The sequence below is a fragment of the Citrobacter braakii genome (assembly GCF_002075345.1).
Lineage (GTDB): Bacteria > Pseudomonadota > Gammaproteobacteria > Enterobacterales > Enterobacteriaceae > Citrobacter > Citrobacter braakii.
Map to the genome: position 1 here is coordinate 43,028 of NZ_NAEW01000014.1, position 24,234 is coordinate 67,261.

Sequence of the window (24,234 nt, forward strand, 5' to 3'; positions counted from 1 at the left end):
AATGTCCTTGTTTAAGGAGTAAATAATGCATAAAGACACTCAACCCATCGATCGCGAAACACTGCTGATTGAAGCCAACAAAATCATTCGTGAGCATGAGGACACGCTGGCGGGGATTGTCGCCACCGGCGTAACGCAGCGAAATGGCGTGCTGGTTTTCAGCGGAGATTACTTTTTAGACGAGCAAGGGCTACCGACGCCCAAAAGTACGGCGGTGTTTAATATGTTTAAACATCTGGCGCACGTACTTTCTGAAAAGTATCACTTGATCGATTAACACGAGAAATGATTTGCCGGATGACGGCTGCGCCTCATCCGGCAATTACAATTTTACATCAGCGGTTTTTGCCCCCGCTGCCACCAGCGCATCAGTAAACGATCGGCGCTCTCGGCAGCACTGCCGGTAAAACGGTCCATCAGTTTTTTACGCTGCAGATAACGTACGTTTAATACGTCACGACCGTCCATCAGCCCGAGGATCACCTCATCGCTGGTATTGATCTCATCCACCAGCCCGTTGGCCAGCGCCTGTTGACCAAACCAGTGTTCACCCGTGGCAACCTGTTCAATGTCCAGAGCCGGACGCATGCGCTGTACAAAATCTTTAAACAGATGATGCGTTTCATTCAGGTCTTCGCGGAATTTCTGCCGCCCTTCTTCCGTGTTTTCACCAAGTAAGGTCAGCGTACGCTTGTACTGTCCGGCGGTGTGCAGTTCGATATCAATATCTTTCCCTTTCAGGAAGCGGTGAAAGTTCGGGATCTGTGCCACAACGCCAATAGAGCCGACAATAGCAAACGGCGCCGAGACAATTTTATCCGCCACGCAAGCCATCATATATCCGCCGCTCGCAGCGACTTTATCTACCGTAACGGTCAGCGGGATCTGCTTATCGCGCAGACGTTGTAACTGGGACGCGGCCAGGCCATAGCCGTGTACTACGCCGCCCGGACTTTCCAGACGAACCACGACCTGATCCTGGGGTTTAACGACCGCCAGCACTGCCGTCACCTCTTCGCGTAATGCGCTGACCTCATGGGCATCCATACTGCCTTTAAAATCAAGTACCCATACCCGTGGTTTATCAGATGACGTACTGTCTCCCAGTTTCGCTTTTGCCTTAGCGGCCTTCGCCTCAAGCTTGTGTTTCTTTTTCTGCGCCTTATGCCAGAATTTTTGCTGATGCCCATCCAATAAGGCCAGCGACAGGTCTTCTTTCATCTCTTTATATTGATCGCTGAGATTAATAACCCGCAATTCCCCACGCTGACGTTTGCGTTGTGTCGCGTTTACGATCAGCATAACTACCACCGCAATAGCCACCACGACAGTGACAATTTTTGCCAAAAACAACCCATATTCAGACAACAATTCCACGTGACCCACCTTGGTTAAACAACGCTACTTTCGCTCAGTGTACAACAGCCTTGTTAACCCGTCTTGCTTCATCCATTCAGTAAAAAGCATGACAACGCGTTCATTTTGCGGTGTTATTGCCTTTGGCTGATTGAAAAAGAACAGGGTTTAAGGCATAAAGCCCAAAAGTTATCGCGAACGAGATGGCCAGGACGTCGCCGAGGAGTAGCCGTGCATTATCAACCGAAACAAGATCTTCTACAGGACCGCATTATTCTGGTCACCGGTGCCAGCGATGGTATCGGGCGTGAAGCCGCACAGACCTACGCGCGTTATGGCGCGACCGTGATTCTGTTAGGGCGTAACGAAGAAAAACTGCGTCAGGTTGCCCGCTCCATCACCGAAGAAAAAGGTACGCAACCACACTGGTTCACGCTGGATCTGCTCACCTGTACGTCTGACGAATGCCACCAGCTCGCACAGCGCATTGCCGCGCATTTCCCGCGTCTGGATGGCGTACTGCATAATGCCGGATTGCTCGGTGACATTTGCCAGATGAGCGAGCAAAACCCGCAGGTATGGCAGGACGTGATGCAGGTAAACGTGAACGCCACCTTTATGCTGACTCAGGCATTGCTGCCGTTGTTGCTCAAATCCGATGCCGGATCGCTGGTCTTTACCTCCTCCAGCGTCGGTCGCCAGGGGCGCGCCAACTGGGGGGCATACGCCACCTCCAAATTTGCTACCGAAGGAATGATGCAGGTTCTGGCTGATGAATATCAGAACCGCCACCTGCGCGTAAACTGTATCAATCCTGGTGGAACGCGTACCGGCATGCGAGCCAGCGCGTTCCCGACAGAAGATCCGCAAAAATTGAAAACCCCCGCCGATATTATGCCGCTCTACCTGTGGCTGATGGGCGATGACAGCCGCCGTAAAACCGGTATGACTTTCGATGCCCAGCCGGGCCGTAAACCAGGAATCGCCCAATGAGTGAAGAACGCTATCAGCAGCGCCAGCAGCGCGTAAAAGACCGGGTTGACGCCCGTGTTGCCGCCGCCAAAGACGAGCGCGGGATTATTATTGTGTTCACCGGAAATGGTAAGGGTAAAACCACCGCCGCGTTCGGTACCGCCACGCGCGCAGTAGGCCACGGTAAAAAAGTCGGCGTAGTGCAATTTATTAAGGGGACGTGGCCAAACGGTGAACGAAACTTACTCGAACCCCACGGCGTTGAGTTTCAGGTCATGGCGACAGGATTTACCTGGGAAACGCAGAACCGCGAGTCCGACACCGCAGCCTGCATGGCCGTATGGGAACACGGCAAGCGGATGCTGGCCGACGCAGAGCTGGATATGGTGATACTGGACGAGCTGACCTACATGGTTGCATACGACTATCTGCCACTCGACGAGGTCATCAATGCCCTAAACGCGCGCCCTGCCCATCAAACGGTTATTATCACCGGTCGTGGATGTCATCGCGATATTCTGGAGTTAGCGGATACGGTCAGCGAACTGCGGCCGGTTAAGCACGCCTTTGAAGCGGGCGTAAAAGCCCAGATGGGGATCGATTACTGACAGTAGGCCGGATAAGGCGCTTACGCCGCATCCGGCTCCACGCTAACGCCTGATGGCGCGTTGCTTAACAGGCCTACTCATGATTAACCGTTGTTGCTGCGACCGCCCGGACGACGGCTGCCGCCAACCTGAGAGTGGCGCTTCACCGCACGGCGGATCTGGTTTGCCTTCATACGGCGACGATCTTTCTCGACGGCAACTTTAGAGGTGGTTTCCGGCTTCAGTTCCACCAGTTCACGCAAATAGTTGGTCTGCGCGAGGTCAAGTTCCGTCCAGCCGCCACGCGGCAGGCCTTTCGGTAGCGGGATATCACCGTAACGTACACGGATAAGACGGCTTACCTGCACGCCCACGGCTTCCCACAGGCGACGGACTTCACGGTTACGCCCTTCGGTCAACGTGACGTTATACCACTGGTTGATCCCTTCACCGCCGCTGAACTTGATCGTTTTAAATGCGGCCGGACCATCTTCCAGCTGCACGCCACGACTCAGATCGCGCAGTTTTGCGTCATCAACCTGACCAAACACACGCACCGCATATTCACGTTCAACTTCGCGGCTTGGGTGCATCAGACGGTTCGCCAGTTCGCCATCGGTGGTAAACAGCAGTAAACCACAGGTATTCACGTCCAGACGTCCCACGGCAATCCAGCGCGCATCGCGCAGTTTTGGCAGACGATCAAACACGGTCGGACGACCTTCCGGGTCGTTACGGGTACACAGTTCACCTTCTGGCTTGTAATAAGCCAGAACACGGCAGATTTGCTCCGCAGATTCTTTCACCGAAATCAGATGACCGTCGATACGGATTTTCAGACCCGGCGTAACTTCAACGCGATCGCCGAGCGTGGCAATTTTGCCATCAACGCTCACGCGACCCGCGGCAATTATGGATTCAATTTCACGGCGAGAACCGTGGCCAGCGCGCGCCAGCACTTTTTGTAACTTTTCGCTCATAGAGCTTCCTTTAGATGTCGCCTTCACAGGCGTCGAACAGGAGAATCAACGGCGCCAGTCAGCGCCATTTTAAGGCCGCGTAGTATAGCGGTTCGCGCCCTTATAAGAAAGGTTTAACGTCGCCGACGCCTTCGCGCAATACCACCGGGGAATCATCGGTTAAATCAATGACCGTGGTTGGCTGCTGACCGAGATATCCACCGTGGATAATCAAATCCACCACTTTCTCCAGACGATCTTTGATTTCTTCCGGATCTGACTCGGTAAATTCGCTGCCCGGCAGCATCAGTGATGTAGAGAGCATAGGCTCGCCCAGCGCTTCCAGCAGCGCCAGCGCAATCGGATTCGAGGGTACACGCAAACCAATGGTCTTACGTTTTTCCTGCAACAGTCGACGTGGTACTTCTTTCGTCCCCTTCAGGATGAACGTGTAGTTGCCCGGCGTGTTGTTTTTAATTAAACGGAAGGCCACGTTGTCGACAAACGAATAGGTCGACAGTTCGGACAGGTCACGACACATCAGCGTAAAGTTGTGCCCGTCCGGCAGGTGACGGATGCGACAAATGCGCTCCATTGCGCCTTTATCTTCAATTTTGCAACCCAACGCATAGCCGGAATCAGTTGGATAGACGATCACCCCTCCTTTACGCACGATTTCAACGGCCTGATTGATCAGTCGCTGCTGTGGGTTTTCGGGATGAATATAAAAAAACTGGCTCATACTTTCCTCTCTGTGGTCTCGGGCTATTCCCAAAGTTGCCAGACGCCTTCTACGCCTGCGGGCAACCAGAGTTTACGACCCAGCTCAATCCATGGGCAGGGTAGATGAAAATCAGACCCTTGCGATGCCCACAGTTGATGCTGACGCGCAAGCGTCGCCAGATGGGTGCGTTCATTGGGAGACTGCTGGCACTGTGCCACTTCCATCGCGTCGCCGTGATGTTCAGCAAAATGCGCAACCAGTCTTTTCAGCCACTTAGCGCTAAGATCGTACCGCCCAGGATGAGCCAGAACTGCCTTACCGCCAGAATGATGAATGACATCAATAGCTTGTTCTATTGTACACCACTGTGGCGGAACGTAACCGGTTTTCCCACGAGCAAGATATTTTTTAAAGACATCCGCCATGGTTGTGGCTTTTCCGCACTCCACCAGGAAACGCGCGAAATGCCCCCGAGTGATCGCCCCGCCATCAGCCAGGCGTAATGCCCCTTCCCACGCGCCGGGAATATGCGCTTTGTCGAGTCGTTCAGCAATCAGGCGCGCGCGCTGCTGACGACGTTCCGTTTGCTGCGCCAGAAATTCGCACATCATTGGATGGGCGATATCAATGTTCAGACCCACGATATGGATCTCATGGTTTTCCCAGACAGTTGATATCTCGACGCCAGGGATCAAATTTAACGCTAAACCCGCACGTGAAATTTCTTCTCTTGCCGCCGCAATACCCGCCGTGGTGTCATGATCGGTGATCGCCAGTGTACCGACTCGCATCTCTACCGCACGGTGTACTAAGGCTTCTGGCGTTAATCGCCCATCGGAAGCTGTAGTATGACTGTGCAGGTCATAAATCACTGCGTAATTCGTGTCGCTCAATGCGGCTCCCGTTTCACTAAATGTCTTAACCCGCCCATCATAGCGGTTTAGACAAATATACTGAAATCAGGTGTTGACTTTATTCCATTGAACTAGTTAACTAGTACGCAAGTTCACATGAAGAAGGTATCTGAGATGAAAGCAACATTGGTTCTGCACGGTTGGTGGCGCACTTCCTGATTTCGGGCAGTGTCTTACGTCTGCAATATGCAACCAGATACCCGGCCCGCCAAATGAGCGGGCTTTTTTTTGAACAAAATTAATGAGAATAACGATGCAAACACAAAAACCGACACTCGAGCTGCTTGCCTGCGATGCCGCCTACCGTGAAAATCCGACGGCGCTGTTTCATCAGGTGTGTGGCGCACGTCCGGCAACGCTGCTGCTGGAATCTGCCGATATCGACAGCAAAGACGATCTGAAGAGCTTGCTGCTGGTCGACAGCGCATTACGCATTACCGCCATCGGTGACACTGTCACCATTCAGGCATTATCCGCTAACGGCGCATCGCTGCTGCCGCTGCTGGATGCTGCCCTGCCAGCGGGTGTTGAGAACAAACAACAGCCGAATGGTCGCCATCTGCGATTCCCTGCCGTTAGCCCGCTGCTGGATGAAGACGCCCGCTTATGTTCCCTTTCCGTATTTGATGCCTTCCGTTTATTGCAGGAGCTGGTTAATGTTCCTGCGCAAGAACGTGAAGCGATGTTCTTCGGCGGTCTGTTTTCCTACGACCTGGTTGCCGGTTTTGAAGATTTACCTCAGCTTGAAGCGGGCAACCGTTGCCCTGACTACTGCTTCTATCTGGCAGAAACGCTCATGGTCATCGACCATCAGAAGAAAAGCACCCGCATTCAGGCCAGCATATTTACCCCCAGCGATGCAGAAAAACAGCGTCTTAATGCCCGTCTGGCGCAACTGAGCCAGCAGCTTACCGAACCTGCGCCGCCGCTGCCCGTTACTGAAGTTCCGCACATGCGCTGCGAATGCAATCAGAGCGATGAAGAGTTTGCCGCCGTAGTTCGTGGTATGCAAAAGGCCATTCGCGCTGGCGAAATTTTCCAGGTGGTTCCATCCCGTCGTTTCTCGCTGCCCTGCCCGTCACCGCTGGCGGCCTACTATGTGCTGAAGAAAAGTAACCCCAGCCCGTACATGTTTTTTATGCAGGACAACGATTTCACCCTGTTCGGCGCCTCTCCGGAAAGCTCGCTGAAATACGATGCCACCAGCCGGCAGATTGAAATCTATCCGATTGCCGGGACCCGCCCACGCGGTCGTCGTGCGGACGGTTCACTGGACCGCGATCTCGACAGCCGTATTGAGCTGGAGATGCGTACCGATCATAAAGAGCTTTCCGAGCACCTGATGCTGGTAGACCTGGCGCGTAACGACCTGGCGCGCATCTGCACGCCTGGCAGCCGCTACGTTGCTGACCTCACCAAAGTGGATCGTTATTCCTTCGTTATGCACCTGGTTTCCCGCGTAGTCGGCGAGCTGCGTAGCGATCTGGATGTGCTGCATGCTTACCGCGCCTGTATGAACATGGGTACGCTAAGCGGAGCACCGAAAGTTCGCGCCATGCAGCTTATCGCCGAGGCCGAAGGCCGTCGTCGCGGCAGCTATGGCGGTGCAGTAGGTTACTTCACGGCCCATGGCGATCTGGATACCTGTATTGTGATTCGTTCCGCCCTCGTGGAAGACGGTATTGCCACCGTACAGGCTGGCGCCGGAATTGTTCTGGATTCCGTTGGGCAGTCAGAAGCCGATGAAACCCGTAATAAAGCGCGTGCGGTTCTGCGTGCTATCGCCACCGCACACCACGCACAGGAGACCTTCTAATGGCTGATATTCTGCTGCTCGATAATATCGACTCTTTTACCTATAACCTGGCAGATCAGCTGCGTACTAACGGTCATAACGTGGTGATTTACCGCAACCATATTCCGGCCCAGACATTAATAGACCGCTTAGCGACCATGAAAAATCCGGTACTGATGCTCTCTCCAGGTCCAGGTGCGCCAAGCGAAGCGGGCTGCATGCCGGAGCTGTTAACCCGCCTGCGCGGCAAGCTGCCGATCATCGGCATTTGTCTGGGGCATCAGGCCATTGTTGAGGCCTATGGTGGATACGTGGGACAGGCGGGGGAAATCCTGCACGGCAAAGCGTCCAGCATTGAACACGACGGTCAGGCAATGTTCGCCGGTCTGGCAAATCCGCTGCCGGTGGCGCGCTATCACTCGCTGGTTGGCAGCAACGTTCCGGCCGGATTGACCATCAACGCCCACTTTAACGGCATGGTGATGGCGGTACGTCACGATACCGATCGCGTATGTGGCTTCCAGTTCCATCCAGAATCCATTCTGACCACCCAGGGCGCACGTCTGCTGGAGCAAACGCTGGCCTGGGCGCTACAGAAACTCGAACAGACTAATACGCTGCAACCTATTCTGGAGAAACTGTATCAGGCCCAGACGCTGTCTCAGCAGGAAAGCCACCAGCTGTTCTCCGCCGTGGTACGCGGTGAACTGAAGCCGGAACAACTGGCTGCGGCGCTGGTGAGCATGAAAATTCGTGGCGAGCACCCGAATGAAATTGCCGGTGCGGCAACGGCGCTGCTGGAAAACGCCGCCCCGTTCCCGCGACCTGATTATCTGTTTGCCGATATTGTCGGTACCGGCGGTGATGGCAGCAACAGTATCAATATTTCCACCGCCAGCGCCTTTGTGGCGGCCGCTTGCGGACTGAAAGTCGCCAAACACGGCAACCGCAGCGTCTCCAGCAAGTCGGGCTCTTCTGATCTGTTAGCGGCTTTTGGCATCAATCTGGATATGAACGCCGATAAATCCCGTCAGGCACTTGACGACCTCGGTGTGTGTTTCTTGTTTGCGCCGAAATACCACACCGGTTTTCGCCATGCTATGCCGGTACGCCAACAGTTGAAAACCCGTACGCTGTTTAACGTCCTCGGCCCGTTGATTAACCCGGCACATCCGCCGCTGGCGCTGATCGGCGTTTACAGTCCGGAACTGGTGCTGCCAATTGCCGAAACGCTGCGCGTGTTGGGGTATCAGCGGGCAGCCGTGGTGCACAGCGGCGGCATGGATGAAGTTTCCCTGCATGCGCCGACCATTGTGGCAGAGCTGCATGATGGCGAAATCAAGAGCTATCAACTGACGGCGGAAGACTTTGGCCTGACGCCTTACCACCAGGAACAGCTGGCTGGCGGCACGCCGGAAGAAAACCGTGACATTCTTAGTCGCTTGTTACAAGGTAAAGGTGAAGCCGCTCATGAAGCTGCTGTTGCCGCGAATGTCGCCATGTTAATGCGCCTGCACGGTGAAGAAGATTTAAAAGCCAATGCGCAAACCGTGATTAATGTACTGCGCAGCGGCGCGGCCTATGACCGTGTCACTGCACTGGCAGCAAGAGGGTAAATGATGCAAACCGTTTTAGCGAAAATTGTCGCAGACAAGGCGATTTGGGTAGAAGCCCGCAAACAGCAACAACCGCTGGCCAGCTTTCAGAATGATGTTCAACCCAGCGCTCGTGATTTCTACGATGCGCTGCAAGGTGCACGTACCGCCTTTATTCTGGAGTGCAAGAAAGCGTCTCCGTCAAAAGGCGTGATCCGTGATGACTTCGACCCGGCACAGATTGCGGGCGTATATAAACAATATGCTTCTGCGATTTCCGTACTGACCGATGAGAAATATTTCCAGGGGAGCTTTGATTTCCTGCCCATCGTCAGCCGCATCGCACCGCAGCCGATTCTGTGTAAGGACTTTATTATCGATCCTTACCAGATTTACCTGGCGCGCTTCTATCAGGCGGACGCCTGTCTGCTGATGCTGTCGGTGCTTGATGATGAGCAATATCGTCAACTCGCCGCCGTCGCCCACAGTTTGAAAATGGGCGTACTGACTGAAGTCAGTAACGATGAAGAGCTGGAGCGTGCTATCGCACTGGGCGCCAAAGTCGTCGGTATCAACAACCGTGATTTACGCGACCTGTCGATCGATCTGAATCGCACCCGCCAACTGGCGCCGCGACTGGGTCATGGCGTAACCGTCATCAGCGAGTCCGGTATCAATACCTATGGTCAAGTGCGAGAACTCAGCCACTTCGCCAACGGTTTTCTGATTGGCTCCGCGTTGATGTCGCATGATGATCTGCATGCTGCCGTGCGTCGCGTTCTGCTCGGCGAAAATAAAGTCTGCGGTTTAACCCGGGCTCAGGATGCAAACGCGGCATACGAAGCGGGTGCCATATACGGCGGGTTGATTTTTGTGTCCACATCGCCACGCGCGGTCAGCGTTGAACGCGCACGCGAGGTCATGACCGGCGCACCGCTGCAATATGTCGGGGTGTTCCGCAACACAGAGATCACCGACGTGCGCGAAACAGCGGCGGCTCTGGGGCTAACAGCCGTGCAATTGCATGGTAGCGAAGACCAGGCCTATGTTGACGCCCTGCGCGACGCGCTCCCCGAACAGGTGCAAATCTGGAAGGCATTAAGCGTCAGCGAAACGTTGCCAGCTCGTGATTATCAGCACGTCGATAAATACGTATTCGACAATGGTCAAGGCGGCAGCGGTCAACGCTTCGACTGGTCACTTTTAGGCGGACAATCGCTGGATAACGTTTTACTGGCTGGCGGACTCGGCGCTGATAACTGCGTTGACGCGGCAAAAACCGGCTGTGCCGGTCTCGATTTCAATTCTGGCGTAGAGTCACAGCCGGGCATCAAGGATGCACGTCTTTTGGCTTCGGTCTTTCAGACGCTGCGCGCATATTAAGGAAAAGGACATGACAACATTACTCAATCCGTATTTTGGTGAATTTGGCGGTATGTATGTGCCACAGATTCTGATGCCTGCCCTGCGCCAGCTGGAAGAAGCTTTTGTCAGCGCGCAAAAGGATCCTGAATTTCAGGCGCAGTTTACAGACCTGCTGAAAAACTATGCTGGTCGTCCAACTGCACTGACCAAATGCCAGAACATTACTCAAGGCACCAACACTACGCTATATCTCAAACGTGAAGATTTGCTGCACGGCGGCGCGCACAAAACCAACCAGGTGCTGGGCCAGGCATTGCTGGCGAAACGTATGGGGAAAACGGAGATCATCGCCGAAACCGGCGCGGGCCAGCACGGTGTTGCATCAGCTCTCGCCAGCGCACTGCTGGGGCTGAAATGCCGTATTTATATGGGTGCAAAAGACGTTGAACGCCAGTCGCCAAACGTTTTCCGTATGCGTCTGATGGGGGCTGAAGTTATCCCGGTTCACAGCGGTTCTGCAACGCTGAAAGATGCCTGTAACGAAGCGCTGCGCGACTGGTCTGGCAGCTACGATACCGCGCACTATATGCTCGGTACGGCGGCGGGTCCACATCCCTTCCCGACCATTGTTCGTGAATTTCAGCGCATGATCGGCGAGGAAACTAAAGCGCAGATCCTTGAAAAAGAAGGTCGCCTGCCGGACGCGGTTATCGCCTGCGTGGGCGGCGGTTCTAACGCCATCGGTATGTTCGCGGACTTTATTAATGAAACCAGCGTCGGTCTGATTGGCGTCGAGCCTGGCGGTCATGGGATTGAATCAGGGGAACATGGCGCACCGTTGAAGCATGGTCGTGTCGGGATTTACTTCGGCATGAAGTCCCCGATGATGCAGACCGAAGAAGGACAGATTGAAGAGTCTTACTCTATTTCCGCGGGGCTGGATTTCCCGTCTGTCGGGCCGCAGCATGCGTATCTGAACAGCATTGGTCGCGCCGATTATGTTTCGATCACCGACGACGAAGCGCTCGAGGCCTTCAAAACGCTGTGTCTGCACGAGGGGATTATTCCGGCGCTGGAGTCCTCCCATGCCCTGGCACACGCATTGAAAATGATGCGTGAAAACCCGGAAAAAGAGCAGTTACTGGTGGTTAATCTCTCCGGTCGCGGCGACAAAGACATTTTCACCGTACACGATATTCTGAAAGCGCGAGGGGAAATCTGATGGAACGTTACGAAAACCTGTTTGCACAGCTGAAGGACCGCAAAGAAGGTGCTTTTGTCCCCTTCGTAACCCTGGGCGATCCGTCTGTTGAGCAGTCACTGAAAATCATTGATACGCTGATTGAAGCCGGTGCTGATGCCCTTGAGCTCGGTATTCCGTTCTCCGATCCGCTGGCTGACGGTCCAACCATTCAGGAAGCCACCCTGCGTGCGTTTGCCGCCGGCGTCACGCCGTCTCAATGCTTTGAAATGCTGGCGCTGATTCGTCAGAAGCACCCTACGATTCCCATTGGCTTGCTGATGTATGCCAACCTGGTGTTTAGCAAGGGCATTGACGAGTTTTACGCCCAGTGTGAAAAAGTGGGCGTGGATTCCGTGTTAGTGGCCGATGTTCCCGTTGAGGAGTCCGCGCCATTCAGAGCTGCGGCGCTCCGCCACAACATTGCGCCAATTTTTATCTGCCCACCGAACGCTGATGAAGAACTGCTGCGCCAGATCGCCTCTCATGGCCGCGGCTATACCTATTTGCTTTCGCGTGCGGGCGTGACCGGTGCAGAAAATCGAGCGGCGTTACCGCTACATCACCTGGTCGAAAAGTTGAAAGCATATGATGCTCCGCCTTCTTTACAGGGGTTTGGTATCTCTGCGCCTGAACAGGTAACCGGCGCGATTGACGCTGGCGCTGCTGGCGCTATTTCCGGCTCGGCAATTGTGAAAATTATTGAGAAAAATGTTGCGGCACCGGAACAGATGCTGGCTGAGCTGAAAGCTTTTGTCAGCGCGATGAAAGCCGCCACCCGGCAGTAAGCTAAAACAACCGCCAGAGACTTCTGGCGGTTTTACGCTTCTTTCGTGTGCTTCATTTTATACATGGCGCTATCTGCATTCTGAATAGCCACATCCAGTTCACCGTTCACCTCTGCAATCCCCCACGATACTGACAATGGCACGGTATGACCGTCCACTACAAACACATGGCTGGTCACCTGCCCGCTGATACGTTGAGCAATTGCGATGGCATCAGTTGCCTGCGAGCGAAACAGCAGGATCATAAATTCATCCCCGCCGGTACGAATCACAATATCGTGGCTGGTGCGGGTGTTTGATAACATCCTGTTGGCGATAATTTGCAGCGCACGATCGCCTGCCGCGTGACCCCAGGTATCATTGACGGCCTTGAACTTATTGCAGTCCAGTAGCACCACCGAACAGTGTGATAAATCTCGGCGCTTGATGATGTCGAGTATTCGGCGATTAAAGCAACCGGTCAGGGTGTCTATATAAACCTTCAGGTCGCTTTCGTTCAGCCATGATTTTAGCGAGAAACTAATCATGATGAAAAAGAACGGCGCCAGCAGGATCACGATCCCGGCATGGGTATCGCGCGTCATAAAACGGCCTAATGAAAGCGAATAGTGCAGCGCATATTTCTCCGAAAAATTGCGCACTAAAAAACGGGATTGACCTGTACATTTACCGGATAAACAAAGACTTTCATTGTTGGTCAAATTTACCAATTCCACATTCAGCTCTGGTGGGAGTCGGTAGTCAAATGCTTGAGCCAACGCTTCCTGCAATTCGGGCTTTGAATGGTCATAAACCAGATAGGCCACGATTTGGTCTGATATCTCTTTGCCAGACAGATCGTAGATATAGCTCACCACGCTGTAAGCTTTTTCACCGGTAATTTTATCGGTATAGAAGTTCGTTGAACTAAGAGCTTTGTTTTTGACGTTTTTTTGCAACAGTCGGGTATAGAAATCGACCGGCGGATAGAAAAAGTTGGTGAGATCCCGCGCCATTTCAGAATTTGAGAAACTGAAGTTGCGCGAATCGGAAGCCATAAACCAGTAAAAATAATCTGAATTTTTGGCGATAATATAACGATGTGCATCGAAGCTGCCCGGATTTAGCTCATTAACCATACCGCGAATAAACTCCGCCGCCGTATACATACACAGCGCGTTGTGGCTGGCTTGCTGGGCAATAATTGTCCCCGTTACCGAATGCAGACGCTTTGGGTCGGCGTTAATTCCCCATTCAATCTCATTGCGGGGAACAAATTGTGAAATATCGCCACATTGCTCACCCGATTTAATATGGTGATAGCGCTCACCAATCGCATCGGCGATCAGCTCATTATCGTTAAAAATGTCCATCATGCGCGCTTGCATGCGGTTAACACCGTCACTGACTGCAGCCATCCGCTGCTCATAAATTATAAACAGAAACAACGACGTAAATATCAACGTAATGAGCCCTGATACCAGCAGTGCCTGCCTGTTTCTGAGCTTGTCCTGCACAATCTTCACGAGTTCACCCTGATAGTTAACATATTGCCAAACCGGTTACCCGTTTCTGTCGTTGCATAACTGCGCTGTATGTTGATTGAGAATGTTAACCGTCCCTAAGCTGATGCCTTAGAATCCCGCCATTGTGTGCGCTAAAGTTACAGACTTATACAATAAAAGCACATTTTTGTTAACATAAATGCAAACTAATCATCACCCTCAATCGGATACCCTGCCCGACGAATGGCCTCACGACAATCGCTCACGCCTGCGGCATAGCCCGCTTCAATCTCACAAACAGGACTGGCGCTGCAATAAGGTAGTTTAACCGGAGTCGCAATGCGTTTCTCCAGCACTTCAATTTTATCCATAAAATTCAATAAATCACGCGCGGCACTCACGGCGAACTCTGCCGTTTCATCTCCGGTGAATGGTTCCAAAAGTGTGATTTTTTGTTGTAGCAGGTGGCGAGTCAACATCATCGTCAATACCCTCAAAGCCAGTTTGCTTAAAGAGTAGCATTACATCGACGGGGAGAAAGGCAGGAAGAAATAAACTGGTAATAAAAAAGCTGATCGTGGAACGATCAGCTTTTCCGTATTTTAATCACGGACTTAGAAGCGATAACCCGCGGAGAACATAAACACCCACGGATCGAGGCGTACGCTGTCATGCTGCTGCGCGCCAGCCAGTTTGTAGCTCGCGGTGGTGTCGATATCCATGTACCAGACCGACATGTTAATCAGCCAGTCGCGGTTAATCAGATAGTCCATACCCACTTGCCCTGCTGCGCCCCAGGAGTCTTTCAGGCTCAGGTCAGATAAACCGGTTTCTTTGCCGTTATTGTTAAAGCCTTCGTCAAAGAAGGTGGTGTAGTTCACACCGACACCAACGTACGGACGCAGTTTGCTGCTGGAATCGCCGAAATACCACTGTGCCATTAAGGTTGGCGGTAAATGGTGAACGGTCGCAATATCACCTGTTGTGGCAGTGCCAATTTTATGGCGGAACGGCGTGGCTGCCAGTAATTCAACACCGATATTGTCGGTTGCCATGTAGGTAAATGTCAGACCCAACTGCGTGTTATTGCTGACATCAAAGCCACCCAGGCTCCCCAGCGTACCACCCGCGCCTTCCGTCGGTCTGACGGTGGCAGAACCTGCACGAATAAAGAATTCTCCGGCTTCATGCGCAAATACGTTACCAGAGAGAAGAGTTGTTAAAGCCACTGCTGCAACTGTTAATTTTTTCATGTCCGCTCCATCGTTATGGTTATAAAAGCGGAACGAATATACCCACATTGGAGTAATAAGTGATCTAACCTGGATCACATTGACTTTGATAATTTAAGATTTATTGATCCAGATTAAGTTAGAACTTGCATTCAAAATCCTGGTTAACCTAATTCAGATCAATTTTGATATATTTTCGCCACGCAAGTACCTGACCTCCGTTGCAGAATAGCGATGGTTATTTGTTCGTGATGCGCAGAGAACAACCAACGTTCTTGCATGACGCTGAAGTCATAGTCAAAAATTACCGGGGCTTTACAAAGATATGCTTTTCCATACACCGCGCGATGCTGCCACTGTAGAGTTATCCAGGGTACAATTGCCCACAAATGAACACCTGCAAAACTCAAGGAGAGTGCATGTCTATCACGGCGAAATCCGTTTACCGTGACACGGGAAACTTTTTCCGTAATCAATTCATTACCATCTTGCTGGTATCGTTGTTGTGCGCGTTTATCACGGTGGTGTTAGGGCATGCCTTTTCTCCCACCGACGCACAAATTGCGCAACTCAGTGAAGGCGATCAGTTAACCAGCAGCGTGGGATTGTTCGATCTGGTGCAAAACATGACCCCGGAGCAACAGCAAATTTTGCTACGCGCTTCCGCGGCGTCGACGTTTTCCGGTCTGATTGGTAATGCCATCCTCGCCGGAGGTATTATCCTGATGATTCAGCTGATTTCAGCCGGTCATCGGGTCAGCGCGTTACGCGCCATCGGTGCCAGCGCGCCGGTTTTGCCGAAGCTGTTTATTCTGATTTTTCTGACTACTCTGCTGGTGCAAATCGGTATTATGCTGGTGGTGGTACCCGGTATTCTGCTGGCTATCCTGCTAGCACTTGCACCGGTGATGTTAGTACAGGACAAAATGGGTGTCTTTGCCGCGATGCGCAACAGTATGCGTCTGGCGTGGTCGAATATGCGCCTGGTTGCACCAGCAGTGATCGGTTGGCTGCTGGCAAAAACGTTGTTGTTGCTTTTTGCGCCAAGTTTTGCGGTACTTACGCCAAATGTCGGCGCGGTATTGGCGAATACGCTGAGCAATATGATCTCCGCCGTGTTGCTGATCTATTTGTTCCGCCTGTACATGCTAATTCGCCAATAAACCCTGAACGCATTCCGGGCTTTTACCCGGTGCTTTTGATGACGGAATCGAAGAATGAAGCAGTTTCTTGATTTTTTACCGCTGGTTGTCTTTTTTGCTTTTTATAAGCTCTATGACATCTATGCGGCGACCTCGGCGCTGATTGTTGCGACGGCTGTGGTTTTGATTTACAGCTGGGTCCGCTATCGCAAGGTCGAGAAGATGGCATTGATCACTTTTGTTCTGGTAGCCGTGTTCGGTGGCCTGACCATCTTCTTCCACAATGATGAATTCATTAAGTGGAAAGTAACGGTGATTTACGGGCTGTTTGCCGGTGCGCTGCTGGTTAGCCAATGGGTAATGAAAAAGCCGCTGATTCAGCGCATGTTAGGTAAAGAGCTGAGCTTGCCACAGCCGGTTTGGATAAAACTTAACTTCGCCTGGGCCGTCTTCTTTATCCTGTGCGGTCTGGCGAATATCTATATCGCGTTTTGGCTACCGCAGAATATTTGGGTCAACTTTAAAGTATTCGGCCTGACCGCCCTGACTTTACTATTTACGTTACTGAGCGGAGTCTATATTTACCGCCACCTTCCGCAGGAAGATAAATCGTAATAAATGCTCGCCAGATCTCCGGATCTGGCGAATTTTTATCCCTTCGCGTTCCTTGTTGCCATCAAACCTGGCTTACTTCCGCCCCGCAGGCCGCATCCCCTCTGTTCTCAGCGCGTAAATTCTAGTAGCATCGCGCCTGTAATCTTTCTCTATAGTCGGTTCTACAATGACAATAACGAATAACACTCCCCAGGGCGAACTGGTTTTACGCACTCTGGCTATGCCTGCCGATACCAACGCAAACGGTGATATTTTTGGCGGCTGGCTGATGTCACAAATGGATATAGGTGGCGCTATTCAGGCCAAAGAGATCGCACATGGTCGCGTGGTAACGGTGCGGGTTGAAGGAATGAGCTTTTTGCGCCCGGTTGCCGTGGGCGATGTGGTTTGTTGCTACGCACGCTGCGTGAAACGCGGGACGACCTCGATCAGCATTAATATTGAAGTCTGGGTGAAGAAAGTCGCTTCAGAACCTATTGGCCAGCGCTATAAAGCTACCGAAGCCCTGTTTATCTACGTTGCCGTTGATAAAGACGGTAAACCGCGGCCGATTCCCTCCCTGGCCTGATAGCACGCCCAAGCATCGCAATCCGGCAATCATTCTGCCGGATTTGGCGACGTAACGCCAAATCCGGCCTGATGCTTACTCGATCTGTGTTGTGCCGTTCAGGCGGAAAACAATATTCACCACCAGCCCGGAACCTGGCTTACCGGCTTCATAACGCCATCTGCGCATCGCATTTTTCACTTCACGCTCAAACATATTCGCAGGCTGTGCGGACAGAACTTCCACATTTTCAACCCGGCCATCCGAGGTCACGTCAAATTTGACCTTCACACGGCCTTCAATGCGCAGCGCCTGTGCACGTGCCGGATATTGAGGCTGATTACGACTTAAGGCTCGCGGACCCGATGGAGCAGTCACCGCCGGTTTAGTGGTTGCCGGAGCGGTACTGGTTGTTGGACGCGCAGGCGCCGTATTTTCAAACGGGGACGTCGGACGCGGCTCTGCTGGTTTAACATCACGCTTCGGCTGCTCTTCCACCTTTTTCACCGGTTTTGGCTTCGGTTTAGGCTTGGGCTTCGGTTTCTCAATCACTACCGGCGCTTCTTTTGGCGGTTCGGGGATCGGTTCTGGCTCCGGTTCAGGCTCGACGACGGGTTCCGGCGGCGGCTGAACGGCCTGAGGCGGTTCAAGATCGGCAGGCGCAACCATCGTAACGGAGATCGGCTGCGCTGGCGCAGGCAGTTCAATAACCTGATGTACCGAGGTATACAGCAAACCTGCCACTACAGCACCATGAATGCCGACAGAAAGTAACGTAGGCCAGGGAAAGCGACGAGGTAAATCAAGGGTCATTGAAGTCATAATCGTTTCAGTAAAAAAACCAGGCCCTGATTTTAAATGCAAATAGCAATCATATTCAATAAGACCGTGAAGCTAACTGGCATTTAAAACGCGATTTTATGATAAAAAACCATTTTCAAAGTATGGCCTTAACATATTAGTTATCTTTCCGTTGCAGTTACCAGGCCTTTCCAATAACGTAAATATGACCTTTTACCGTTCAAGGAGCTCTACCCGTGCTGTACGTTATTTACGCTCAAGATATCGCAGACTCTCTCGAAAAACGTCTTTCCGTACGCCCTGCTCATCTGGCTCGTCTGCAACTCCTTCATGACGAAGGCCGTTTGCTCACGGCGGGTCCTATGCCAGCGGTTGACAGTAACGATCCGGGCGCCGCAGGCTTTACCGGCTCAACGGTGATCGCAGAATTTGAATCTTTAGAAGCCGCGCAGGCGTGGGCGGAAGCCGATCCCTACGTGGCGGCAGGTGTTTACGCGCAGGTTTCAGTAAAACCGTACAAAAAGGTTTTTTAAATTTAAATAATCTACTTCAAATTCAAATACATAAAAATAAATAATCATCCACAATCCAAATTAAGGGCGCATTTAGGTACACATTAACCTACGCGCCCTCTCTTTTAGTTACCGCCTATACTTTCAGTCTGACATATGGCTGGAGGTTCCTATGTGTGGACGTTTTTCACAGTCAATGACGCGTGAAGATTATCTTGCCCTGCTTGCTGATGAATCAGAATGCGACATTCCATACGATCCAGAACCCATCGGAAGATTCAACGTAGCGCCTGGAACAAAAGTTCTGCTTCTGAGCGAACGTGATGAGCAGTTGCATCTTGATCCAGTTATCTGGGGATACGCCCCCGGTTGGTGGGATAAGCCACCGCTAATTAATGCTCGATCTGAAACTGCGGCCACCAGCAGAATGTTTAAACCACTCTGGCAGCACGGTCGCGCAATTTGCTTTGCTGATGGCTGGTACGAATGGAAAAAGGAAGGTGACACGAAGCAACCTTACTTCATTCATCGCGCCGATGGTCAGCCGATATTTATGGCGGCGATTGGCAGCACGCCATTTGAACGTGGAGATGAAGCAGAAGGTTTCCTGATAGTGACAGCTGTTGCCGACAAAGGACTGGTAGATATTCACGACAGGCGACCGTTGGTATTGCTACCGGAAGCTGCGCGCGAATGGATGAGGCAGGATGTTGGAGGGAAAGAAGCTGCGGACATTGCGGCCGACGGTTCCGTGTCGGCTGATAAATTTATATGGCATGCCGTAACGCGTGCCGTCGGGAATGTGAAAAATCAAGGTGCCCAGTTAATCCTGCCAATGTAACGCAGCATTACATCGCCACAACTCTCATAACACTATAATAAATATTAAATTATAATGTTTACATTTTGCAAACTGTACCATATCTACCTTTTTCAACTCATTGATTATCCGAGCTATGTTTTTTTGTTTTGGGGAGAGTTTTCACCAAAAAAATCCAAGTTTTTCACGCCGGCACATTCAACACGCTACCATTACTGGCAAACCTCGATGGTACAGATTTTACAGTCGCTGCAATCCACTATGAGCAATTAGCGGAGATTAAAGATTTTGAACATTACATAAATTATTATTCTGCCCGCTTCTTTTAATCAAATATGATCAATTAACAGTCAGTCGCAATGCTAAATCTTGCGGGTAGGGGTCAAAGTAATTCTGCGTCAGCAGATAACCGTCCGGGTATTCCGCCAGATAATGTTTCAGCAGCGTCATAGGAGCCAGTATGGGCAGTAGTCCTGCTCGGTAATTAAGGATCACCTCGCGCAACTCGCCGCGCTGACGCATTGTTAACTGATTACGGAAGTATCCCTGAATGTGCATCAGCACGTTAGTGTGGTTTTTACGTGAGGCGGGTTTCTTCAGAAGCGTCATTAATTTATCCCGGTAGACCGCAAAGAAAGCTTCCAGATCCTTCCATTCATGCAGTGATGCGACGAATGGGCCAATTTCCCGGTATCCGGCCTGATGGTGAGCCAGCAATTGCAATTTATAACGGCTATGAAAATCCAGTAGAGCCCGCCGCGTCAGGCCATTTTTGCGCAGCATATTTAGCTCATGTAGCGCGAAAACCCTTTCGACGAAGTTTTCGCGCAGGACCGGATCGTGCATCCGCCCGTCCTCTTCTACCGGTAGCCACGGATATTTCTCCATAAGCGTGGCGGTAAACAGTCCCACCCCGTCTTTGCGCCCGCGATTGCCTTTCTCGTCATATAAGCGCACGCGTTCCATACCACAACTGGGTGATTTGGCGCAGACGATAAACCCGGACAGAGTGTCCAACCCGGCCAGATACCGCTGGCAAAAGTCAGCCATTTTGTCGGTCACGTCTTCGTGAGGTGCGTGGCTAAATCGCATGCGAATATCGCCGACAGCCGTTTGTACCAGGCGCAACGCCGGTCTTGGGACAGGCAAGCCAATCGCCATCTCCGGGCAAATGGGCCGGAATGTCACCCACTGTGCCAGCCTGTCCATCACAAACTGCGCCCGCTTTTGCCCGCCGTCAAAGCGGACGGCAGACCCCGTTAAACAGCCGCTGATCCCAACGATGGGTTGCATTTTCATTGCGTCTTCCTCGCTAGTGCGTTTTACGGGAGAAGAAGAGTGTCACCGTGCCGACGGTGACGCCAAATTTCTTCATCTCAGTTTTATTAAACAGATGATTGGCATTCTGCAGGTACATCCAGTCATCAAAATTTAGCAACCAGGTTCTGCCGCTGGCTTTCACATTCATGCTGTAATGCCAGTTGAACGCGTTGCCCGCCGCCTGTCCCTTCGCAACACCTTCAATGTCGCCGGCGGTGCCTTCGTAACGATCGGCGCTGACTTTACGGATATGCCACACACGCTGCTGTTTCTCGCCATCGTCGTACACAAAGCGTTCGTTGAGGGTCAATGTGTCCCCCACCACATCGCCGTTAATGTCGACGTGGAAGCGACGAAGCTGTTTACCGCTGCGGTCCTGAACCATCCCCCATGCTTGCGTTTCTCCCTGAAAATACTGAAAGATATCCAGCGTCGGCTGTTGTTGTCGATAGTCGGCAATTTCAGCGCTACAACCAGCCAGCTGCATCAGCAAGGGCAGGCTCAGGGTCAATAAACGTTTCATTTTTCACCTCCAGTAAGCTGCTGACGCAGCTCAGGATATTGCGTGCGGGAACCCAGCCAGACAGCGAGAAAGTTTTCGCTGAACGCCGCCGACTGCGGTGGGCCAAGCGGGATAAATTGCCTTTGTGTCGCTGACATGCGATACCAGAACTGTCCCTGCTTATCTTGCAATACAAAAGCCAGTTGCGTACCCGGCGCGACGTCTGGCCATAGCTCACCCAACATGCGAAGCCAGGACTCGCTCTGCGCTTCCCGCGCCAGAATCCCCTGCGCTCGCCACTGATCGCGGGTGGCATCCACCAGTTCTTGCCGTTCAATTTTGCGCTGATAGGTGATAATCAGCGCCTGATCCTCTTTCAGCCCGCGATAACGCCCATCCGGCGTGCGGAGTTGTGAGGTATAGATCGTGAATGGCCCCCAGGTGAGCGTTGCATCGCCGACTTTATGCCAGCTTAACCAGTCTGTAGCCCCTGCAAACGGCGCAATCGCCATGACGCCCAGCAGCATCAGTAAGGCAGGTTTCATTGGCGTTTCCCCATGAAAATATGAAAAAACAGCATCAACACCAGCCAGCCCGCCGCCATTAAACCGACAACGATAAATGCCGGTTCCAGAAAAGTAATAGACCCCAAACGCTCTCCTATCACATAGGCGACCGGGCCACCACCGGTGGCCATGATTGCCAGCAGCCATCCCGGCAAAGTGGTCGAGCAGGTAAGGTGCGTCCACAGGGCGGCGAACATGAGCCAGAGCGCGACCATCCATAACGGTAACAATGCTTCACCGTGAAAATCGATCAACCCCGTCAACGCCCACAGCGCATCCAGACCACTGCCCGCTGCTGCCAGCATTAACGCGTACAGACGTTGTGCAGGCGGCAGCAAGAAGCAGGCCAGAATAGCCAGCCCAAGCCATAACACCAGGCCGCGCTCACGAAATAACACCACCATGAGCCAGTACAGATCGAACCCGACAGCCAGGATAAAGACCTGTAAATGGCGGTTCATAGACGTTCCGCCGTCAGTTGCACCACACTGATAGTGCGCGCATTAAAACCGGCTTCGCAGTAGCCGAAGTAATACAGCCACATGCGACGAAAACGCTCATCAAAGCCCAGCTTTTCAATATCATGCCAGGCGTGAACAAATCGTTGTCGCCAGTGCGCAAGCGTCCGGGCGTAGTCAGGCCCCATATCGAACAGATTGCGAACCACAAAGTCGGTGTGCTTTGTCATCAGACCGCTCATCGCGGTGATACTGGGTAAAAAGCCTCCCGGAAAGATATAACGCTGAATAAAATCCACGCCTTTGCTGTAATCGCGATAGCGCTGATCCTGAATGGTAATGGCCTGAATCGCCATTTTCCCTCCGGGGCGCAGGCGCGCCTGACAGGTGCGGAAAAACGTCGGCAGATAACGCTGACCCACCGCCTCGATCATTTCAACCGACACCAATTTGTCGAATTCCCCGGTCAGGTCGCGGTAGTCGCACAGCAGTACATTGACTCTGTCCTGTAAACCTGCGCGGGCAATGCGCGCGTTCGCCCAGGCGAACTGTTCCTGCGACAGGGTCGTGGTGGTCACCCGGCAGCCGTAATGACGCGCGGCGTATTCCGCCATCGCTCCCCAGCCGGTACCGATTTCCAGCAGATGATCATTCGCGGTGAGCGCCAGCTGTTCGCAAAGCCGCGCCATTTTGGCCTGCTGAGCCTGCGCTAACGACTGCTCGGGGCAGGTGAACAAGGCGCTGGAATAGAGTAAATCCTCATCAAGAAAGTGCGCGTAAAACGCATTGCCGAGGTCGTAATGCGCGGCAATGTTTTCTCTCGCCTGTTGCCGATGGTTGCGACGTGTCCAGTGACGCAAACGCTCGACGGGTCGTCCAAGCAGGCGAAATCCGCTTTCCAGCCGTCCCAGCAGGGTGGTGTTAAGCGCAAATATTTGCAATAACGGCGTGAGCTGTTGCGTTTCCCACTCTCCGTCCATCCAGGCCTCAGCCGCCGCAAGACTTCCGCCTTTCAGCACCCGCCAGTACACCGTGGGTGAGAGAATATGTACGTCGGCGCGTAACTCAGCTGAAACATCACCAAAATGAAAAGTCTGCTCCCCTTCCCGCACCGTGACTGCCCCCTGGCGAAGACCGCTCAGCACGCGGAAAAGAAGCCAACGTGCCACACGCAGGTTGCGCGGAATATCAGGTTCAAGCGCAAAGACGGGATCGGTCATGATCGTTCACTCCTGCTCACGGGATGGTTGTAGAGAGGGACTCGCTTGAGCCACAGTCGTAAAGCCTGCCAGTAAATCGCTGACACCGTTTTCAGCGTCATCAACGGCAGTCGTAGCAGCAACGTACGTAAATTCGCCTGCGTCAATGGCTCGCGTTTGAGCATCAGGGTGGCATCAAAAATCTTCTCTTCCTGGTGGTTTTCGATATGCATATGCAGCGTTTTAACCGGCGAGTTAAATCGCCAGTGATAGACCATATCCATCGGGTTAAATGGCGATACATGGAACGCTTTTTCCAGCGGACGCTTTTCCTGTGCATCTACGGCGTAGTAATGTCGCTCATTCCATGGCGTATTGCGGACCTCCGCCAGTACCCAGCGCAGGATTTGCGCGTGGTCATAGCAGTAGTAAAAATTGACCGGGTTAAAATGAAAGCCGAAATAGCGCAATTGCGTCAGGAGCATCACGCGACCTTCAGGACGTTCGCCCGTCAGGAGGGCAAGCTGATTCAACACGTTCTCTTTTAACGGTGTCCCCAGCGGGTAATCCGCATCATGAAAAGCCGCCGCGGCAAAGCGATTACGTTTCACGCCGACGCCCGGAAGCTGCGCCAGTTCATCCAGATCGAGCCACGCCATAAACACCTGATAAGTAAACTGGTGCGTTGTAGGCTGAAGGCGGCGGTGACGCAATACGCCCTGATACAGGCAACTGTTCATC

28 protein-coding genes, 1 pseudogene and 1 other annotated feature are annotated in these 24,234 nt (G+C 52.5%); of the genes and pseudogenes, 15 read left to right on the top strand and 14 right to left on the bottom strand.

The genetic code is table 11. The features are described from left to right. Positions 1-25: 25 nt before the first annotated feature. Positions 26-277 carry a YciN family protein gene (locus BZK42_RS21490; RefSeq protein ID WP_003020616.1) on the top strand — a complete coding sequence of 84 codons (252 nt, stop codon included), beginning with the start codon at positions 26-28 and terminating at the stop codon, positions 275-277. Between the two features lie 53 nt (positions 278-330). Here the strand turns inward: BZK42_RS21490 and sohB are convergent, their stop codons facing one another. Further along, positions 331-1,377 (bottom strand): protease SohB, encoded by a 1,047-nt coding sequence (gene sohB, locus BZK42_RS21495; RefSeq protein WP_016153253.1) that lies wholly within the window; start codon positions 1,375-1,377, stop codon positions 331-333. Positions 1,378-1,587: 210 nt separating this feature from the next. Between sohB and BZK42_RS21500 the strand changes: the two genes are divergently transcribed. After that, a complete protein-coding gene (locus tag BZK42_RS21500; protein WP_080860085.1) occupies positions 1,588-2,349 on the top strand; it encodes a YciK family oxidoreductase in 762 nt (253 codons plus the stop codon). Continuing rightward, the gene (gene cobO / locus BZK42_RS21505) at positions 2,346-2,936 is read left to right on the top strand and encodes a cob(I)yrinic acid a,c-diamide adenosyltransferase (RefSeq protein ID WP_019076877.1); all 591 of its coding nucleotides are present in this window, start codon (positions 2,346-2,348) and stop codon (positions 2,934-2,936) included. The genes BZK42_RS21500 and cobO overlap by 4 nt, the downstream gene beginning before the upstream one ends. An 83-nt stretch (positions 2,937-3,019) precedes the next feature. On the opposite strand, the gene rluB is transcribed toward cobO, so the two are convergent. The 3 genes from rluB to rnm all read right to left on the bottom strand — a co-directional run bounded on the left by rluB (position 3,020) and on the right by rnm (position 5,491). Next, positions 3,020-3,895 carry a 23S rRNA pseudouridine(2605) synthase RluB gene (rluB, locus tag BZK42_RS21510; RefSeq protein ID WP_006684306.1) on the bottom strand — a complete coding sequence of 292 codons (876 nt, stop codon included), beginning with the start codon at positions 3,893-3,895 and terminating at the stop codon, positions 3,020-3,022. A gap of 100 nt (positions 3,896-3,995) precedes the next feature. Beyond that, the gene (locus BZK42_RS21515) at positions 3,996-4,616 is read right to left on the bottom strand and encodes an L-threonylcarbamoyladenylate synthase (protein WP_016153256.1); all 621 of its coding nucleotides are present in this window, start codon (positions 4,614-4,616) and stop codon (positions 3,996-3,998) included. Between the two features lie 23 nt (positions 4,617-4,639). Next, positions 4,640-5,491 carry an RNase RNM gene (rnm, locus tag BZK42_RS21520; protein WP_080860087.1) on the bottom strand — a complete coding sequence of 284 codons (852 nt, stop codon included), beginning with the start codon at positions 5,489-5,491 and terminating at the stop codon, positions 4,640-4,642. Positions 5,492-5,626: 135 nt separating this feature from the next. Between rnm and trpL the strand changes: the two genes are divergently transcribed. The 6 genes from trpL (at position 5,627) to trpA (ending at position 12,295) form a co-directional block, all read left to right on the top strand. Continuing rightward, complete coding sequence (gene trpL, locus BZK42_RS29730) at positions 5,627-5,671, top strand: trp operon leader peptide (protein ID WP_225836911.1); 45 nt, start codon at positions 5,627-5,629, stop codon at positions 5,669-5,671. Further along, positions 5,648-5,742: a sequence feature (Trp leader region), on the top strand. Its footprint overlaps the gene before it by 24 nt. Positions 5,743-5,765: 23 nt before the next feature. After that, complete coding sequence (locus BZK42_RS21525; protein WP_016156654.1) at positions 5,766-7,328, top strand: anthranilate synthase component 1; 1,563 nt, start codon at positions 5,766-5,768, stop codon at positions 7,326-7,328. Then, positions 7,328-8,923, top strand: coding sequence for a bifunctional anthranilate synthase glutamate amidotransferase component TrpG/anthranilate phosphoribosyltransferase TrpD (gene trpD, locus BZK42_RS21530; protein WP_080860089.1), 1,596 nt, complete (start codon positions 7,328-7,330; stop codon positions 8,921-8,923). The genes BZK42_RS21525 and trpD overlap by 1 nt, the downstream gene beginning before the upstream one ends. A gap of 3 nt (positions 8,924-8,926) precedes the next feature. Next, complete coding sequence (gene trpCF / locus BZK42_RS21535; RefSeq protein WP_080860119.1) at positions 8,927-10,285, top strand: bifunctional indole-3-glycerol-phosphate synthase TrpC/phosphoribosylanthranilate isomerase TrpF; 1,359 nt, start codon at positions 8,927-8,929, stop codon at positions 10,283-10,285. 10 nt (positions 10,286-10,295) lie between these two features. Beyond that, positions 10,296-11,489 carry a tryptophan synthase subunit beta gene (trpB, locus tag BZK42_RS21540; protein WP_003020645.1) on the top strand — a complete coding sequence of 398 codons (1,194 nt, stop codon included), beginning with the start codon at positions 10,296-10,298 and terminating at the stop codon, positions 11,487-11,489. After that, a complete protein-coding gene (gene trpA, locus BZK42_RS21545; RefSeq protein ID WP_016156657.1) occupies positions 11,489-12,295 on the top strand; it encodes a tryptophan synthase subunit alpha in 807 nt (268 codons plus the stop codon). The genes trpB and trpA overlap by 1 nt, the downstream gene beginning before the upstream one ends. A 32-nt stretch (positions 12,296-12,327) precedes the next feature. Here the strand turns inward: trpA and BZK42_RS21550 are convergent, their stop codons facing one another. The 3 genes from BZK42_RS21550 to ompW form a co-directional block, all read right to left on the bottom strand. Further along, positions 12,328-13,800, bottom strand: coding sequence for a GGDEF domain-containing protein (locus BZK42_RS21550; protein ID WP_080860091.1), 1,473 nt, complete (start codon positions 13,798-13,800; stop codon positions 12,328-12,330). A gap of 185 nt (positions 13,801-13,985) precedes the next feature. Then, entirely contained in the window at positions 13,986-14,261 is a 276-nt protein-coding gene (locus tag BZK42_RS21555; protein WP_016153262.1) for a hypothetical protein, read from the bottom strand. A gap of 132 nt (positions 14,262-14,393) precedes the next feature. Then, the gene (gene ompW, locus BZK42_RS21560) at positions 14,394-15,032 is read right to left on the bottom strand and encodes an outer membrane protein OmpW (protein ID WP_016153263.1); all 639 of its coding nucleotides are present in this window, start codon (positions 15,030-15,032) and stop codon (positions 14,394-14,396) included. A 283-nt stretch (positions 15,033-15,315) separates the two neighbouring features. Between ompW and BZK42_RS29330 the strand changes: the two are divergent. From BZK42_RS29330 to yciA, 4 genes and pseudogenes are all read left to right on the top strand, one after another. Continuing rightward, positions 15,316-15,402, top strand: a pseudogene (locus BZK42_RS29330) (YkgJ family cysteine cluster protein); the annotation flags it as partial. Between the two features lie 28 nt (positions 15,403-15,430). Beyond that, positions 15,431-16,174 (top strand): YciC family protein, encoded by a 744-nt coding sequence (locus tag BZK42_RS21565; RefSeq protein WP_016153264.1) that lies wholly within the window; start codon positions 15,431-15,433, stop codon positions 16,172-16,174. Between the two features lie 54 nt (positions 16,175-16,228). Next, on the top strand, positions 16,229-16,768 hold the full coding sequence (locus BZK42_RS21570) for a septation protein A (RefSeq protein WP_019076883.1): 540 nt from the start codon (positions 16,229-16,231) through the stop codon (positions 16,766-16,768). Positions 16,769-16,934: 166 nt separating this feature from the next. Continuing rightward, positions 16,935-17,336: an acyl-CoA thioester hydrolase YciA gene (gene yciA / locus BZK42_RS21575; protein ID WP_016156659.1), complete on the top strand. Its 402-nt coding sequence runs from the start codon at positions 16,935-16,937 to the stop codon at positions 17,334-17,336. A 75-nt stretch (positions 17,337-17,411) separates the two neighbouring features. On the opposite strand, the gene tonB is transcribed toward yciA, so the two are convergent. Beyond that, positions 17,412-18,128 carry a TonB system transport protein TonB gene (gene tonB / locus BZK42_RS21580; RefSeq protein ID WP_080860121.1) on the bottom strand — a complete coding sequence of 239 codons (717 nt, stop codon included), beginning with the start codon at positions 18,126-18,128 and terminating at the stop codon, positions 17,412-17,414. Positions 18,129-18,352: 224 nt separating this feature from the next. Between tonB and BZK42_RS21585 the strand changes: the two genes are divergently transcribed. Together BZK42_RS21585 and BZK42_RS21590 are read left to right on the top strand one after the other, a co-directional pair. Then, positions 18,353-18,649, top strand: a complete 297-nt coding sequence (locus BZK42_RS21585) for a YciI family protein (RefSeq protein WP_003020675.1) — start codon at positions 18,353-18,355, stop codon at positions 18,647-18,649. Between the two features lie 151 nt (positions 18,650-18,800). After that, positions 18,801-19,469: an SOS response-associated peptidase gene (locus BZK42_RS21590; protein WP_080860093.1), complete on the top strand. Its 669-nt coding sequence runs from the start codon at positions 18,801-18,803 to the stop codon at positions 19,467-19,469. A gap of 318 nt (positions 19,470-19,787) precedes the next feature. Here BZK42_RS21590 and BZK42_RS21595 read toward each other — a convergent pair whose 3' ends face one another. Genes BZK42_RS21595 through BZK42_RS21620 form a run of 6 tightly spaced genes read right to left on the bottom strand, consistent with a single transcriptional unit; the run spans position 19,788 to position 24,233 of the window. Next, complete coding sequence (locus tag BZK42_RS21595) at positions 19,788-20,747, bottom strand: YbgA family protein (RefSeq protein WP_080860095.1); 960 nt, start codon at positions 20,745-20,747, stop codon at positions 19,788-19,790. A 13-nt stretch (positions 20,748-20,760) separates the two neighbouring features. Then, positions 20,761-21,291, bottom strand: a complete 531-nt coding sequence (locus tag BZK42_RS21600; protein ID WP_080860097.1) for a DUF3833 domain-containing protein — start codon at positions 21,289-21,291, stop codon at positions 20,761-20,763. Next, on the bottom strand, positions 21,288-21,815 hold the full coding sequence (locus tag BZK42_RS21605) for a hypothetical protein (protein WP_080860099.1): 528 nt from the start codon (positions 21,813-21,815) through the stop codon (positions 21,288-21,290). The genes BZK42_RS21600 and BZK42_RS21605 overlap by 4 nt, the downstream gene beginning before the upstream one ends. Continuing rightward, the gene (locus BZK42_RS21610) at positions 21,812-22,297 is read right to left on the bottom strand and encodes a DUF2878 domain-containing protein (RefSeq protein ID WP_049281529.1); all 486 of its coding nucleotides are present in this window, start codon (positions 22,295-22,297) and stop codon (positions 21,812-21,814) included. The genes BZK42_RS21605 and BZK42_RS21610 overlap by 4 nt, the downstream gene beginning before the upstream one ends. Then, entirely contained in the window at positions 22,294-23,514 is a 1,221-nt protein-coding gene (locus tag BZK42_RS21615) for an SAM-dependent methyltransferase (protein ID WP_080860100.1), read from the bottom strand. The genes BZK42_RS21610 and BZK42_RS21615 overlap by 4 nt, the downstream gene beginning before the upstream one ends. Next, a complete protein-coding gene (locus tag BZK42_RS21620; protein ID WP_049281531.1) occupies positions 23,511-24,233 on the bottom strand; it encodes a DUF1365 domain-containing protein in 723 nt (240 codons plus the stop codon). The genes BZK42_RS21615 and BZK42_RS21620 overlap by 4 nt, the downstream gene beginning before the upstream one ends. Position 24,234 lies beyond the last annotated feature (1 nt).

Coding starts and splice junctions, on each gene's coding strand:
- trpB (WP_003020645.1), top strand. CDS start 10,296: ATGACAACATTACTCAATCCGTATTTTGGTGAATTTGGCGGTATGTAT.
- ompW (WP_016153263.1), bottom strand. CDS start 15,032: ATGAAAAAATTAACAGTTGCAGCAGTGGCTTTAACAACTCTTCTCTCT.
- BZK42_RS21565 (WP_016153264.1), top strand. CDS start 15,431: ATGTCTATCACGGCGAAATCCGTTTACCGTGACACGGGAAACTTTTTC.
- trpA (WP_016156657.1), top strand. CDS start 11,489: ATGGAACGTTACGAAAACCTGTTTGCACAGCTGAAGGACCGCAAAGAA.
- trpCF (WP_080860119.1), top strand. CDS start 8,927: ATGCAAACCGTTTTAGCGAAAATTGTCGCAGACAAGGCGATTTGGGTA.
- BZK42_RS21600 (WP_080860097.1), bottom strand. CDS start 21,291: ATGAAACGTTTATTGACCCTGAGCCTGCCCTTGCTGATGCAGCTGGCT.
- tonB (WP_080860121.1), bottom strand. CDS start 18,128: ATGACCCTTGATTTACCTCGTCGCTTTCCCTGGCCTACGTTACTTTCT.
- rluB (WP_006684306.1), bottom strand. CDS start 3,895: ATGAGCGAAAAGTTACAAAAAGTGCTGGCGCGCGCTGGCCACGGTTCT.
- BZK42_RS21555 (WP_016153262.1), bottom strand. CDS start 14,261: ATGATGTTGACTCGCCACCTGCTACAACAAAAAATCACACTTTTGGAA.
- BZK42_RS21490 (WP_003020616.1), top strand. CDS start 26: ATGCATAAAGACACTCAACCCATCGATCGCGAAACACTGCTGATTGAA.
- BZK42_RS21515 (WP_016153256.1), bottom strand. CDS start 4,616: ATGAGCCAGTTTTTTTATATTCATCCCGAAAACCCACAGCAGCGACTG.
- yciA (WP_016156659.1), top strand. CDS start 16,935: ATGACAATAACGAATAACACTCCCCAGGGCGAACTGGTTTTACGCACT.
- BZK42_RS21525 (WP_016156654.1), top strand. CDS start 5,766: ATGCAAACACAAAAACCGACACTCGAGCTGCTTGCCTGCGATGCCGCC.
- BZK42_RS21590 (WP_080860093.1), top strand. CDS start 18,801: ATGTGTGGACGTTTTTCACAGTCAATGACGCGTGAAGATTATCTTGCC.
- trpD (WP_080860089.1), top strand. CDS start 7,328: ATGGCTGATATTCTGCTGCTCGATAATATCGACTCTTTTACCTATAAC.
- BZK42_RS21610 (WP_049281529.1), bottom strand. CDS start 22,297: ATGAACCGCCATTTACAGGTCTTTATCCTGGCTGTCGGGTTCGATCTG.
- cobO (WP_019076877.1), top strand. CDS start 2,346: ATGAGTGAAGAACGCTATCAGCAGCGCCAGCAGCGCGTAAAAGACCGG.
- BZK42_RS21570 (WP_019076883.1), top strand. CDS start 16,229: ATGAAGCAGTTTCTTGATTTTTTACCGCTGGTTGTCTTTTTTGCTTTT.
- BZK42_RS21605 (WP_080860099.1), bottom strand. CDS start 21,815: ATGAAACCTGCCTTACTGATGCTGCTGGGCGTCATGGCGATTGCGCCG.
- BZK42_RS21620 (WP_049281531.1), bottom strand. CDS start 24,233: ATGAACAGTTGCCTGTATCAGGGCGTATTGCGTCACCGCCGCCTTCAG.
- BZK42_RS21615 (WP_080860100.1), bottom strand. CDS start 23,514: ATGACCGATCCCGTCTTTGCGCTTGAACCTGATATTCCGCGCAACCTG.
- BZK42_RS21595 (WP_080860095.1), bottom strand. CDS start 20,747: ATGAAAATGCAACCCATCGTTGGGATCAGCGGCTGTTTAACGGGGTCT.